This window comes from Stutzerimonas nitrititolerans (assembly GCF_003696285.1).
Lineage (GTDB): Bacteria > Pseudomonadota > Gammaproteobacteria > Pseudomonadales > Pseudomonadaceae > Stutzerimonas > Stutzerimonas nitrititolerans.
In genome coordinates this window covers 110338-123397 of the sequence record NZ_RFFL01000014.1, presented here as the reverse complement: position 1 = coordinate 123397, position 13060 = coordinate 110338, and the positions used below count along the sequence as shown (strand labels likewise).

12 protein-coding genes are annotated in these 13060 nt (G+C 62.8%); 7 read left to right on the top strand and 5 right to left on the bottom strand.

Annotated elements, in window-relative coordinates:
- Positions 1-74: 74 nt before the first annotated feature.
- Positions 75-2225, top strand: coding sequence for a glycogen debranching protein GlgX (glgX, locus tag EA795_RS17105; protein WP_122078599.1), 2151 nt, complete (start codon positions 75-77; stop codon positions 2223-2225).
- Between the two features lie 213 nt (positions 2226-2438).
- Positions 2439-3329 (top strand): M23 family metallopeptidase, encoded by an 891-nt coding sequence (locus EA795_RS17100; RefSeq protein ID WP_122078597.1) that lies wholly within the window; start codon positions 2439-2441, stop codon positions 3327-3329.
- Here the strand turns inward: EA795_RS17100 and EA795_RS17095 are convergent.
- From EA795_RS17095 to EA795_RS17085, 3 genes are read right to left on the bottom strand one after another with little or no spacing between them, the layout of a single operon-like run.
- Positions 3287-3808 (bottom strand): cytochrome b, encoded by a 522-nt coding sequence (locus EA795_RS17095; protein WP_205891498.1) that lies wholly within the window; start codon positions 3806-3808, stop codon positions 3287-3289. The genes EA795_RS17100 and EA795_RS17095 overlap by 43 nt on opposite strands.
- A gap of 34 nt (positions 3809-3842) precedes the next feature.
- A complete protein-coding gene (locus tag EA795_RS17090; RefSeq protein ID WP_122078595.1) occupies positions 3843-4124 on the bottom strand; it encodes a DUF2218 domain-containing protein in 282 nt (93 codons plus the stop codon).
- Between the two features lie 59 nt (positions 4125-4183).
- Entirely contained in the window at positions 4184-4999 is an 816-nt protein-coding gene (locus EA795_RS17085; RefSeq protein ID WP_122078593.1) for a DODA-type extradiol aromatic ring-opening family dioxygenase, read from the bottom strand.
- Between the two features lie 105 nt (positions 5000-5104).
- Between EA795_RS17085 and EA795_RS17080 the strand changes: the two genes are divergently transcribed.
- The 5 genes from EA795_RS17080 to EA795_RS17060 all read left to right on the top strand — a co-directional run bounded on the left by EA795_RS17080 (position 5105) and on the right by EA795_RS17060 (position 10397).
- Positions 5105-6010: a LysR family transcriptional regulator gene (locus EA795_RS17080; protein ID WP_122078591.1), complete on the top strand. Its 906-nt coding sequence runs from the start codon at positions 5105-5107 to the stop codon at positions 6008-6010.
- A 415-nt stretch (positions 6011-6425) separates the two neighbouring features.
- Positions 6426-7343: a DUF72 domain-containing protein gene (locus EA795_RS17075; RefSeq protein ID WP_122078589.1), complete on the top strand. Its 918-nt coding sequence runs from the start codon at positions 6426-6428 to the stop codon at positions 7341-7343.
- A complete protein-coding gene (locus EA795_RS17070) occupies positions 7340-8143 on the top strand; it encodes an endonuclease/exonuclease/phosphatase family protein (RefSeq protein ID WP_014852791.1) in 804 nt (267 codons plus the stop codon). The genes EA795_RS17075 and EA795_RS17070 overlap by 4 nt, the downstream gene beginning before the upstream one ends.
- Positions 8140-9396: a cardiolipin synthase ClsB gene (gene clsB, locus EA795_RS17065; RefSeq protein WP_122078587.1), complete on the top strand. Its 1257-nt coding sequence runs from the start codon at positions 8140-8142 to the stop codon at positions 9394-9396. Before EA795_RS17070 ends, clsB begins: the two co-directional genes overlap by 4 nt.
- Positions 9393-10397 (top strand): lysylphosphatidylglycerol synthase domain-containing protein, encoded by a 1005-nt coding sequence (locus EA795_RS17060; protein ID WP_122078585.1) that lies wholly within the window; start codon positions 9393-9395, stop codon positions 10395-10397. The genes clsB and EA795_RS17060 overlap by 4 nt, the downstream gene beginning before the upstream one ends.
- Before the next feature lie 3 nt (positions 10398-10400).
- On the opposite strand, the gene EA795_RS17055 is transcribed toward EA795_RS17060, so the two are convergent.
- Complete coding sequence (locus EA795_RS17055; protein ID WP_083237891.1) at positions 10401-11591, bottom strand: MFS transporter; 1191 nt, start codon at positions 11589-11591, stop codon at positions 10401-10403.
- Positions 11592-11983: 392 nt separating this feature from the next.
- Positions 11984-13021 carry an NADPH-dependent curcumin/dihydrocurcumin reductase gene (locus EA795_RS17050; RefSeq protein WP_122078583.1) on the bottom strand — a complete coding sequence of 346 codons (1038 nt, stop codon included), beginning with the start codon at positions 13019-13021 and terminating at the stop codon, positions 11984-11986.
- Between the last annotated feature and the right edge of the window lie 39 nt (positions 13022-13060).

Genomic DNA, 13060 nt, shown 5'->3' with positions numbered 1-13060 from the left:
AACAGGCTGACCTACGGGAAGAAGGTCTCGAAGGTCTCGCACCATATTGTCTGGACTCGGTCCCCGGAGCACTCATGAGCAAACGCAAGTCTTCAGCCCCTCAGTTCCAGCAAGTTTCACGCATTCGCGAAGGGCTTCCTTTCCCGTTAGGTGCGACCTGGGACGGCCTGGGTGTCAACTTCGCCATCTTCTCGGCGCACGCGACCAAGGTGGAGCTGTGCCTGTTCGATGCCAGTGGCGAAACCGAGCTGGAGCGAATCGAGCTGCCGGAATACACCGACGAGATCTGGCACGGCTACCTGCCCGACGCCCATCCCGGCCAGATCTACGGCTACCGGGTACATGGCCCCTACGAGCCGGAAGCCGGCCATCGCTTCAACCCCAACAAGCTGCTGATCGACCCCTACGCCAAGCAGCTGGTCGGCGAACTGCGCTGGTCCGAAGCGCTGTTCGGCTACACCATCGGCCACCCCGATGGCGACCTGAGTTTCGATGAGCGTGACAGCGCGCCCTTCGTGCCCAAGTGCAAGATCATCGACCCGGCGTTCACCTGGGGGCGCGATCATCCGGTGCAGGTGCCCTGGGACCGCACCGTCATCTACGAGACCCACGTGCGCGGCTACACCATGCGCCATCCGGCGGTGGCGGACGAATTGCGCGGCACCTTCGCCGGTCTCAAGACCCCGGAAATCATCGAGTACATCCGCAAGCTGGGCGTTTCCAGCATCGAGTTCCTGCCGATACACGCCTTCGTCCAGGATCAGCACCTGCTGGAAAAAGGCATGAACAACTACTGGGGCTACAACAGCATTGCCTTCTTCGCGCCGCACCCGAAATACCTGGCCAGCGGCAAGATCAGCGAATTCAAGGAGATGGTCGCGCACCTGCACAATGCCGATCTCGAAGTCATCCTCGACGTGGTCTACAACCACACCGCAGAGGGCAACGAGCTGGGCCCGACGCTGTCAATGCGCGGCATCGACAACGCTTCCTACTACCGCCTGATGCCCGACGACAAGCGCTACTACATCAACGATTCAGGCACCGGCAACACCCTGGACATGAGCCACCCCTGCGTGCTGCAGATGGTCACCGATTCGCTGCGCTACTGGGCCACCGAGATGCACGTGGACGGCTTCCGCTTCGATCTGGCGACCATCCTCGGTCGCGAGCACGAAGGCTTCGACGAACGCCACGGATTTCTCGTCGCCTGCCGCCAGGACCCGGTGCTGGCCAAGACCAAGCTGATCGCCGAGCCCTGGGACTGCGGCCCCGGTGGCTATCAGGTCGGGGGCTTCCCGCCGGGCTGGGCGGAGTGGAACGACCAGTTCCGCGACACGGTACGCGCCTTCTGGAAAGGCGATGACGGCCAGCTCGCCGACTTCGCCAGCCGTCTCACGGGCTCGGGCGACCTGTTCAACCAGCGTGGCCGAAGGCCGTTCAGCTCGGTCAACTTCGTCACCGCCCACGACGGTTTCACACTCAAGGATCTGGTGTCCTACAACCACAAGCACAACGAGGACAACGACGAGGACAACCGCGACGGCAGCGACAACAACCTGTCCTGGAACCACGGTGTGGAGGGCCCGAGCGACGATCCGGAAATCGTCGGGCTGCGCTATCGGCAGATGCGCAACTTCTTCGCCACCCTGCTGTTCGCCCAAGGCACGCCGATGATCGTCGCCGGCGACGAGTTCGGTCGCACCCAGCATGGCAACAACAACGCCTACTGCCAGGACAGCGAGATCGGCTGGGTCAACTGGGACATCTGCCAGAACAGCCAGGGGTTGCTGGCCTTCGTGCGCAAGCTGATCCGCCTGCGCCAACGCTTCCCGATGCTGCGCCGCGGACGCTTCCTGGTCGGCGCCTACAACGAGGAACTGGGCGTCAAGGACGTCACCTGGCTGGCACCCAACGCCGAAGAAATGAGCGTCGAGCAATGGGAGGACGCCAACAACCGCTGCATGGGCATGCTGCTCGACGGTCGCGCCCAGGCAACCGGCATACGCCGGGCAGGCTCCGACGCCACCTTGCTGATCGTCATCAACGCCCACCACGACCTGGTCAACTTCACGCTGCCGGAAGTGCCCCAGGGCATCTTCTGGAATCGCCTGGTGGACACCAACAACCCCACGGCACGGCCAGAACGCTTCGACTTCGGCGACGAATATGCCACCACCGGCCGCTCGCTGCTGTTGCTGGAGTTGATCAAGGAAGAAGAGTAGCGGCTTGGCGCACCCTACGGAGCATGCCGATGCTCCGCGTAGGGTGCGCAGCAAGTTGTCGCTCTTTCTCGCCGCGATCCCACAAACCCGACGCACGGACATGAACCCGGACGTTCGTATCCAGTCCCAAGGCGAGCGCGGTTTTTTCCACCAACCGACGGATTCGTTACGCCCGCCGCGGGCAGCTGTCCCTTCCGTGATGGATCACACGACATGCCCTTCCTGCGACCCTTCGCTTATCCGCTGTTGTTTCTTCTCGGTCTCGCGCCCTGGTCGGCTGCGCTGGCCGCCAACAATCAATCCGGCGCCACCAAGCCGGGGACGGTGCGCCTGTTCATCAACCGTGCCGGTGGCGGCAAGGCGATGGACGTCAGCAATACACTGGATGTGCCGGTGGACGTGACGCTGCGGATCTCACGCAGGGTGAACGTCGCCGGTGTCGGCAACGGGTTGATCCGCACCAGAGTGCCTGCCAACAGCCGTGTGCGGGTGGCGACGTTGAGCAAGCGTCAGCCAGGCGGGCCGATCATGTTCAAGCATTCGTTCAGCTACGTGCCGCTCTTCACGCCGGAGCCGAGGCAGCCCGGCTCCGTTGCGGGGCCGGCCTATGCCCTGCCCTGGCAAGGCGGGCCGTTTCGCATCTCCCAGGGGGCGGGAGGCGACTACAGCCACAACACACCACGCGGTCGCCATGCGGTGGATATCGCCATGCCGATTGGCACGCCGATACTCGCGGCGCGCGCCGGTACGGTGGTAGCGGTGCACAATGGCCAGGCCGGCCGGCATCCCGATCCCGCCGGCAACTACGTTCGGATTCGCCATGCCGACGGCAGCGAGAGTGCCTACCTGCATCTGTCGCGGGGATCCGTACGAGTCGGCACGGGGCAGCGGGTGAAGGTCGGTACCCCGTTGGGTGAATCAGGCAATACCGGCCGCAGTACCGGCCCGCACCTGCATTTCGTGGTGCAGAAAAAAACAGGGGACGGCATGGTGTCCGTCCCCTTTCGGTTTGCCCAGCCGGTCGAGTCGTTACCCAACTTCGCCAGCCGCGAACCATGGGATCACAGCATGCGCCGCAGTACATCGTCGCGCTTGACGAAGTGATGCAGCAGCGCCATGCCGATATGACCGATCACCAGGAACACCATGATCCAGGCCAATGGCGAATGCGCGCTACCCAAGGTCGCAACCCAGTCGATCTCCGGCCCCTTGGCCACGAGCTGGACGCCGAACACCTTCAGGCCGTAGCCATTGCCGATCATGGTCAGCAGTCCTGTGATCGGCAATAACAGCATGCCGACATAGAGCGCAAGGTGGCCGGCCTTGACCACGAATGCGGTAGCCGGGTCATGCAGCGGGCGCTGCTTGAGCTGGCCCGACGCCCAGAAGATTCGCAACACGATCAGCACCATCAGCAACGCGCCGATCGAAACGTGCCAGGGCACCAACGTCTGGCCGATCCAGTGCTCACCCTCGCTGATGCGGTCGCCCAGCTTGAGGAATTGCCAGATGATCAGCCCACCCATGAGCCAATGAAACCATTTGCTGACCGTGCCGTAGCGCTCTTTCGAATCCGGGATCATTTGTCACTGCTCCTTCGCTGTTCGTTCTGAAAAATCATGGTTGCCAGTTGAAGACGAGGGTTTCGCCCGCCGCCATACGCTCCAGATGCTCGGCGACCACCTGCTGCAGCCGCTGGATCTGCTCTTCGTCGGCGGCTTGCAGGCGGACCTGCAGCCCATTCTCGTGCACCTCGAGCAGACAATGCCCCAGGGTGAGCTCGATCTCGCCCTGGTGTTCGTCGTAGCTCACCGGAAACTTGTGGCCCCAGTGTTTGCACAGGCGTGTGATCAGTCGTTGCGGATTTTCCGTGGTGATCCGAGCAGTTGAAACCAGCATGTTGAAACTCCTGTGAATCAGCCCGGCGGCTGTACCGCGGGCCGGTTGATGGTCATGAGCTAACCGAAACGGAAAGCCGACAGCGTGGTTTCCATCACGCGATCGGTGAATATGCGTTGGCCGGCGTCCTCGCCCGCCGCCCCGGCGACCAGCATCAGCGGCAGCAGATGCTCCTCGGCACGTGGTGGATGACACAGCCGTGCCGAAGGCGCCTGGGTCCAGTTGGCCAGCGCCTGTTCGCGCTGTTGCGCCGCGGATTCGACCGCCTGCACCAGCCAATGATCGAACTCGGCGGAAATCGGACCGAACCGCGGATCGCCATAGCCACGCATGTTGTGGAAGCTCATGCCGCTGCCGACGATCAGCACGCCTTCATCGCGCAACGGCGCCAGTGCCCGACCGGCCTCCAGATGCACCTGTGGGTCCAGGTCATGATGCAGCGACAATTGCACCACCGGGATGTCCGCATCGGGGAACATCAGTTTCAGCGGGATGAACATGCCGTGGTCGAACCCACGAGTGGGATTCTGCCGTGCCGGCAACCGCGCCTTTCCGAGCAGGCCAGCGATGCGCGCCGCCAGTTGCGGTTCACCGGGCGCCGGATAACGCAACTCGTACGTGTGGGCCGGAAAACCGTGGTAGTCATAGATCAGCTTCGGTTGCGGACCGCTGGTCACGCTGAAGGCCGCTTCCAGCCAGTGGCCCGAGACCAGCACTATGGCTTTGGGGCGCGCAGGCAAGGTAGAAGCCACGTGCTTGAGGAAGTCCGCCATCCGGTTCCAGGCGGTGGGCGGATTCCAGTCCATGAAGAAACAGGGGCCGGCACCGTGGGGCACGAACAAGGCAGGCATACGGCTATCGTTGACGATGGTCATGGCACTCTCCGTACCGTTAGTTCACGGAGGCCAGTATCACTTGAATCCTTTACATTGATAATCCGCAGAATAATGCTTTCACTTCCTACCAGGAGGATTAAATAAGTGCTCGATCGCATCACTGGCATGCGTATCTTCGTACGTGCGGTCAGCGCCGGTAGCCTGTCCGCTGCAGGCCGCCACCTGGGCATATCGCCGGCGATGGCCACCAAGCATGTGGATGCGCTGGAGTCGCATCTGGGTGTGAAGCTGTTGCACCGGACCACGCGCCGCCTGAGCCTGACCGAGGCCGGCAGTGATTATCTGGAAGCCTGTCTGCGCATCCTGCCGGAAATAGAGGAAGCCGAAGCCAGCGCCGCCTCGCAAAGGGTCGAAGCGCGCGGACTGCTACGGATGAACGTGCCGCTGACCTTCGGCAGCCGCTACATCGCGCCGTTGGTGCCGGCGTTCAGCCAGCGTCATCCGGCGGTCCGGGTGGAACTGGGTCTCAATGACAGTCAGGTGGATCTGATCGACGGCGGCTGGGATATGGCGGTACGAATCGGTCGGCTCGCCGACAGTACGCTGCAGGCGCGCAGGCTGGCCGATTGCCCGTTGGTGGTCTGCGCCGCTCCCGCCTATCTGGATGAGCGAGGCGTCCCGCGCAAGGTGGCCGACCTGGCGCAGCATAACTGCCTGAGCTACACGCTATCGCAGAGCAAGGACTGGGCGTTCGGGCGCGACGGGAACGCGCGGGTGACGGTCAGTGGCGATCTGCTCGCCAATAACGGCTCGGCTCTGGTCGCTGCAGCGGTCGGTGGCCAGGGCATCATCTATCAACCGCAGTTCATCGTCGCGGGCGCTTTGCGAAGAGGCGAACTGGTGGTGCTGGAACTCGACAAGCCCGCGATGGACGTGGGTGGCATCCACCTCCTTTACCCGCCGGATCGCCGCCCGCCCGCGAAGGTCCGGGTGATGGCCGACTACCTAGTCGAATCCTTCAAGGACGAGGTGCCATGGGCGCTCGCCTGAAATCTCTAATCTACATTCATATAACTCCATAACTAACTGATTATTAGGTAAATAAAAATAATGCGCATCCCGCGCTTGGAGTGGGCACCGCATCGATTGGTCCCGATGCGTTCTGCAGCGCCCCCGCAGCGCTGAAACACGGCCGAAAGCCCGACGATCCAGTAACTGCGCCAGGCCTATGGCGCCTGCAACGATCCGCTCGGCAACCGATCCCGGCCCTCTGCTGCACCCTCCCGCTTCGCCTTTCATCCCGAAAAGAGGAACCGCCAAAGCCAGGCTCAGTCGGAAGAACTGTGCACCGAGCGTTTCCGTGGCGCAGCCAGGAGCGCTCGATGAGCCCCGTAGCGAGCACCGGAAGTAGCAGTGCAGCACCGATTCATCTCTCCGCAGTGACCCTGGTTCGAGGAGCAACCTGATGGCAGCCATCCATATCGGCATTTCAGGCTGGCGCTACGCCCCGTGGCGAGGTGACTTCTACCCCAAGGGCCTGGTACAGAAGCACGAACTGCGGTTCGCTTCCCGCGCAGTGAGCAGCATCGAGATCAATGGGTCGTTCTATGCGCTGCAGACGCCGGAACGCTATGCGAACTGGTATGCCGACACGCCCGAAGGCTTCGTCTTCAGCGTGAAGGGGCCGCGCTTCATGACCCATGTACGTCGCTTGCGGGACGTCGAGACGCCCTTGGCGAATTTCCTTGCCTCGGGACTCTTTCAGCTCAAGGAGAAGCTGGGCCCGCTGCTCTGGCAGTTTCCACCCAGCTTCAAGTTCGACCCGCAACTCTTTGAATCCTTTCTGAAACTTCTACCGCATAACACCCAGGATGCCTTGCGCATCGCCAAGGGCTGCGACGAACGCATGGCGGGCCGCGACTATCTGGCGATCGACCGTTCACGGCCGCTGCGACATGCCGTGGAAATTCGTCACGACAGTTTCGTCACACCCGAATTCGTCGAGCTGTTGCGCCGTTACCGCGTGGCGCTGGTAATCGCGGACACCGCCGGCAAGTGGCCCTATCGCGAAGACCTGACCAGCGACTTCGTCTACCTGCGCCTGCACGGTGCCGAACAGCTCTACACCAGCGGCTATACCGACGCGGCGCTGGAGCGCTGGTGCGAGCGGATTCGCTGCTGGAGCGAGGGCCGCCAGCCGGACGATGCGCAACTGATCGACCCGGAGCATGAGCCCGACAAGCGTCCGCGCGCGGTGTACTGCTATTTCGACAACGATGTGAAGGTCCGGGCGCCCTACGATGCGCGGCAACTACTGCGCCGGCTCGGACTGGACAAAGACCTGGAAACCAGCCCGGGCCAGCTTGAAGGAGCCATGGTGTGACCCTAGATAAGAACCACCCCCTCGACAGCACGGATCTGGACTCTCATCTGGCCACGGCGGTCAATTCGCTTCGCGTTCTCACGGTCAATACCCACAAGGGTTTCACTGCGCTCAATCGCAGGTTCATCCTGCCCGAGTTGCGCGAGGCGGTTCGGTCGGTGGGCGCCGATATCGTGTTCCTGCAGGAAGTGCTCGGGACGCACGAAAAACATGCCCTGCGCTTTCACAACTGGCCACAGATGAGTCAGTACGAGTTCCTCGCCGACAGCATCTGGACCGACTTCGCCTACGGTCGCAACGCCGTCTACCCCGACGGCGATCACGGCAATGCGCTGCTCTCCAAGTTTCCCATCCTGCGCTACGAGAACCTGGACGTGTCGATCACCGGGCCCGAACGGCGCGGGCTGCTGCACAGCGTGCTGCAAGTGCCGGGGCACGAAGAATTCCATGCGATCTGCGTGCATCTGGGCCTGCGCGAAACCCACCGACAGCAACAGCTGGAGCTGCTCTGCCAGTTGCTGGACTCGCTGCCCGAGGACGCACCGGTGGTGGTCGCCGGGGACTTCAACGACTGGCGCCTGAAGGCGACCGCCACGCTGAACCGCTGCGCCGGCCTGCATGAAGTGTTCGCCGTCACCCAAGGCAAGGTGGCCAAGAGTTTCCCCGCACGCTGGCCGCTGCTGCGGCTCGACCGCATCTACGTCCGTAACGCCACCAGCCACCGCCCACAGATTCTCGGTAACAAACCCTGGACGCACCTGTCCGATCATCTGCCACTGGCGGTGGAGTTGCATCTATGAAGTTTCACTGGAGAGACGGAAATCGTCTTCAGTTGCTGGAAAACGGCGAGGAATTCTTTCCGCGTGTGTTCGAGGCCATTCGAGAGGCCAAGAACGAAGTCCTGCTCGAGACCTTCATCTTCTTCGAAGACAAGGTCGGCATCGAACTGCAGAAGGCGCTGATCGCGGCGGCGCAGCGCGGTGCGTCCGTGGATATCACCGTGGATGGGTATGGCTCGGCCGACCTCTCTGCCGAGTTCGTGGCGGCGATGACCGATGTCGGCATCCGCATCCAGATGTTCGATCCACGCAAGCGGCTGCTGGGCAAGCGGGTCAACCTGTTCCGCCGCCTGCATCGCAAGATCGTGGTGGTCGACGGGGAAGTCGCCTTCATTGGCGGTATCAACTTCTCCGCCGATCACCTGGGTGACTTCGGCCCCGGCGCCAAGCAGGACTACGCGTTGCAGGTCGAAGGTCCGGTGGTGCATGACATTCACCGCTTCGCGCTGACCACCGTCGCGCCGCCGAACCCTTCCCGGCGCTGGTGGCAGCGCCGCATCCGGCCGCTTGCCGATACCTACGTCGGCAGCAATCGCGGCGAGGCGCGGGCGCTGCTGGTCACGCGCGACAACGACGAACACAACACGGACATCGAGCAGCACTATTTGCAGGCGATTCGCGATGCCCGCTCACGGCTGGTGATCGCCAACGCCTATTTCTTCCCCGGCTACCGCGTGCTCAGGGAAATCCGCAACGCGGCGCGCCGCGGCGTGCGGGTACGCCTGATCCTGCAGGGGCAACCGGACATGCCGATCGCCAAGTTCGGCGCGCGGATGCTCTACAACTACCTGATGAACGACGGCGTGGAGATTCACGAATACTGCCGGCGACCACTGCACGGCAAGGTCGCGCTGGCCGACTACGAGTGGTCGACCGTGGGCTCGAGCAACCTCGATCCGCTGAGCCTGTCGCTGAACCTGGAAGCCAACCTGATCATTCGCGACCACATGTTCAACCGTCTGCTGCACGAACGCCTCGATCATCTGCTGCAGAACGACTGCCGGCGGATTCCGCTGGAGCGGATCATGCGGGGTTACTGGTGGCGCGCACCGCTGGCCTTTCTGATTTTCCACTTCCTGCGCCACTTTCCGGCGCTGGTGGGCATGTTTCCCGCGCACAAGCCCAAGCTGGAGCTGCTCGATCCGAACAATCGCCCTGCGCAATCGCAATCGCATCAGGTCAGCGACGCACCCCTACAGCGAGAACAGCAATGAGCGAAACCTCCACAGCAACGGACGCACCGGGCCCTTGGCGTCGCCGATGGCCGATGATCAAGAAGATTCTCACCTACGTCTTCTTCCTCCTGGTCGCCGGTCTGCTGATCAGCCTGGCGCGCAATCTGGACTGGGCCGAGGTCAGCCGGACCCTGCGCAGCTACAGCGCCGAAACCCTGTTCATGGCAGGCGGCGCGGCGCTAGCCAGCTACGCCGTGTACTGCTGCTACGACGTGCTCGGCAAGGCGTATGTGGGCCACAACCTGCCGATCAGGCAGGTCGTACCCATCACCTTCGTCTGCTATGCCTTCAACCTCAACCTGAGTGCCTGGGTCGGCGGGATCGCCCTGCGCTACCGGCTGTACTCGCGCCTGGGGTTGCGCGCCTCGCAGATCACCCGCATCTTCACCATGAGCGTGCTGACCAACTGGATAGGCTACCTCTGGCTGGCCGGGGCGATATTCGCCATGGGCTGGATCACGCCGCCCGAGAGCTGGAAGATCGGGGCGACCGCATTGCGCTTTCTGGGGGTGGGGCTGATCGCGATCAGCCTGTTCTATCTGGGCTTGTGCCGCTTTTCCACGCGTCGCGAATGGACGATTCGCGGGCACGAGATCCAGCTGCCCTCCTGGCGCCTGGCCGTGATCCAGATGCTGCTGGGCGCGGCGAACTGGTCGCTCATGGCGCTGGTGGTGTATTTCATGCTGTCGCAGAAGGCGGAGTACCCGCTGGTGCTCGGGATCCTGCTGATCAGCAGCATCGCCGGGGTGATCACTCACATCCCGGCGGGTCTGGGCGTCATCGAGGCCGTTTTCGTTGCCCTGCTCTCCGGCGAGATGAGCAAGGGCAGCATCGTTGCCGGACTGATCGGCTACCGCGTGATCTACTTCCTCATTCCCCTGCTCTTCGCCACCCTGGTCTACATCCTGCTCGAAGCGCGGGCGAAGAAATTGCGCAAGCAGCGCGATGACAGCGAGCCGCCCCAGCCCGCAGCCCGATGATCGTCAGACCGTGCGCATCCTGGGATGCCGGTAGAAGCACACCGCCAGCGGCGTCGCCACGAGGACGACCGCGCCGCCAAACAGCGTGATCGCGGTGGGCAAGCCATAGTGGTCGGCGACCCAGCCCACGCCGATCAGCGGCGCGATGCTGCCGACGTAGCCGCATACCAGGTAGGTCGAGATCAGCCCTGAGCGCTCGGCCGGACTGGCGATGCGGTTGACCATGCTGAGCCCCGCGAGCAGACAGGTCCCGTGCCCGATCGCCGTGGCGCCGACGCCGATCATGAACACCAGGCTCGAATTGACCCTGAAGTTGGCCACCAGCAAGGCGTTGCTCACGACGATCGCCATCAGCCCGATGAAGCCGCACCAGCGCACGTGCAGCCTGGCACAGAGCAGCTGCGTTGCCGCCGAAGCCAGCAGGATGACGCCGATGGAGGAACCGCTCACCACCGGTCCGTGCCAAGGCAGCATCTTTTCCAGGAACAACGGGGACATGGAGGCGTAGAGCCCGAACACGCCGAAGGCGAAGAACGGACAAGCGCAGGTCAGGATGAATGCTTGTGAATCGCTGGCTGCGGTCCAGGCCAGGCGCGGCATGAAGGTCCGCCAGCCCAGCGACTCCGTAGCCGTGTGAGCTTCCAGGTCGAGACGCATCAAGGCATAGATCGCCAAAACGCCCAGAATCAGCGTCGGGATATAGGTGACCGTCAGCGGATACGGCAACCACTGGCCGATGAGCCCGCCGGTTATCGGCCCCAACCCGAAGCCGAAGGCCAGCAGGAAGCTGGTGATCATCGATACCCGCTGCGAGGCACTCTCGCTGGAGATATGCACCAGGCCTACCGAGGCGCTGGTGACGATCAGACTGGAAGACAGGCCGACGGCGAAGCGACCGACATTCAGGCTGGAGACATCCCAGGCGATCATCGTCAGCAGCGTACCGCCCCAGCCCAGCAGCAGCCCCACCAGCATCACGTTGCGAAAACCCAGGGTATCGGACAGCCGCCCCATGAACAGCAGCCCGGACAGGGCACCCAGCATGTACACCACGTAGATCAGCGAAATGTCACTGGTACGTAGCTGCCATGCCTCCTGGTACAGCGGGTACAGCGGCGAAATGAGCGCCGTTCCCATCACCCCTACGCACATGGCGAAGCACACCCAGGGAAACGCTGACCACTTCACTCTCATGCTTGAACGCCTGTAATTCTTGAGTTGGGTTCTGCTCTCGCCGGCGCGGTCGTGTGCTCCGGCGCGACTCGGTATGAAACGCCATCACACCCTAATCAGGAAGCCGAGCAAGAGTAAATAGATGCGGCCTGCAAGTCACAAGCGATAGCGCTGAAAGCGGCACCCGAGCTGCGTCAAATGGTCACCAGAGCGCTCGATGGCATCAGCTGCGAGCCTGTTAACGGACGAGATCGGCTTGCAGAGAGTCACTTGCAGGCGCTGAGCAACGCCGGTCACGACAGCGGCCACCCAGCGACACGGTCAGCATGGAAGAACGCCCCGAGCCAACGGCTTCGGGGCGTTCGTTTTCAGGGCCGGGAAATCGAACGGCAGCGGCCTTCACCCGACCCGGGTCAATCGACCTTGCCGACCTGCACCACCAGCTTGCCGAAGTTCTTCCCCTCCAGCAGACCGATGAAGGCTTCAGGCGCATTCTCCAGCCCTTGCACTACCTGCTCGCGATACTGGATCTTGCCGTCGGCGTACCAAGCGCTCATCGCCTCGTGGAACTCGCCGTAACGATGCCCGTAATCATCGAAGATGATGAAGCCCTGCATGCGCATGCGCTTTTTCAAGATGGTCTCGAGCAGCAGCGGCAGGCGATCCGGCCCGTCCGGCAGGCCGGTACTGTTGTACTGCGCGACCACACCGCACACGGGTATGCGCGCATTGGTATTGAGCAGTGGCAGCACCGCATCGAAGACCTTGCCGCCGACGTTCTCGTAATAGATGTCGATGCCCTCGCCACACTGGCGTGCCAGTTCCTCAGGGAAGCCCGGCTGGCGATGGTCGATGCAGGCATCGAAACCCAGGGTCTCGACGGCATGGCGGCATTTTTCCTCACCACCGGCGATACCTATCACATGGCAGCCCTTGAGCTTGCCGATCTGGCCCACGGTTGCGCCAACCGGCCCGGTGGCGGCGGCCACTACCAGGGTTTCGCCGGCCTTCGGCTGACCGATGTCCAGCAGTCCCATGTAGGCAGTGAAGCCCGGCATCCCGAGCACGCCCAGCGCATGGGACGGATGTTTCATGTCGCTGGCGAGCTTGAGCAGACCATCGCCATTGGACACCGCATAGTCCTGCCAGCCATTGCCGCTGAGCACCCAGTCGCCTGGCTGGTAATCCGGATGACGGGATTCGGCGACCCGGCATACGGTGCCGCCGATCATCACATCACCGATCGCCATCGGTGGCGCGTACGATGGCCCTTCGCTCATGCGGCCACGCATATAGGGATCCAGCGACAGATATACAGTGCGCAGCAGCAATTGCCCCTCTTCAGGCCTGGACACCGGCACGCTCTCCAGGCGGAAGTTATCCAGCGTCGGTGCACCGTGCGGCCGGGAAGCCAGATGAATCTGGCGATTCTGCTGCGAGCTCTGCGACATGATCGGTCTCCTCGTCGTGCAAATAGGAAGTGCCAGCGC

Excerpts from the sequence above, each read along its gene's own strand:
- glgX (WP_122078599.1), top strand. The coding sequence starts at position 75 with ATGAGCAAACGCAAGTCTTCAGCCCCTCAGTTCCAGCAAGTTTCACGC.
- EA795_RS17100 (WP_122078597.1), top strand. The coding sequence starts at position 2,439 with ATGCCCTTCCTGCGACCCTTCGCTTATCCGCTGTTGTTTCTTCTCGGT.
- EA795_RS17095 (WP_205891498.1), bottom strand. The coding sequence starts at position 3,808 with ATGATCCCGGATTCGAAAGAGCGCTACGGCACGGTCAGCAAATGGTTT.
- EA795_RS17090 (WP_122078595.1), bottom strand. The coding sequence starts at position 4,124 with ATGCTGGTTTCAACTGCTCGGATCACCACGGAAAATCCGCAACGACTG.
- EA795_RS17085 (WP_122078593.1), bottom strand. The coding sequence starts at position 4,999 with ATGACCATCGTCAACGATAGCCGTATGCCTGCCTTGTTCGTGCCCCAC.
- EA795_RS17075 (WP_122078589.1), top strand. The coding sequence starts at position 6,426 with ATGGCAGCCATCCATATCGGCATTTCAGGCTGGCGCTACGCCCCGTGG.
- clsB (WP_122078587.1), top strand. The coding sequence starts at position 8,140 with ATGAAGTTTCACTGGAGAGACGGAAATCGTCTTCAGTTGCTGGAAAAC.
- EA795_RS17060 (WP_122078585.1), top strand. The coding sequence starts at position 9,393 with ATGAGCGAAACCTCCACAGCAACGGACGCACCGGGCCCTTGGCGTCGC.
- EA795_RS17055 (WP_083237891.1), bottom strand. The coding sequence starts at position 11,591 with ATGAGAGTGAAGTGGTCAGCGTTTCCCTGGGTGTGCTTCGCCATGTGC.
- EA795_RS17050 (WP_122078583.1), bottom strand. The coding sequence starts at position 13,021 with ATGTCGCAGAGCTCGCAGCAGAATCGCCAGATTCATCTGGCTTCCCGG.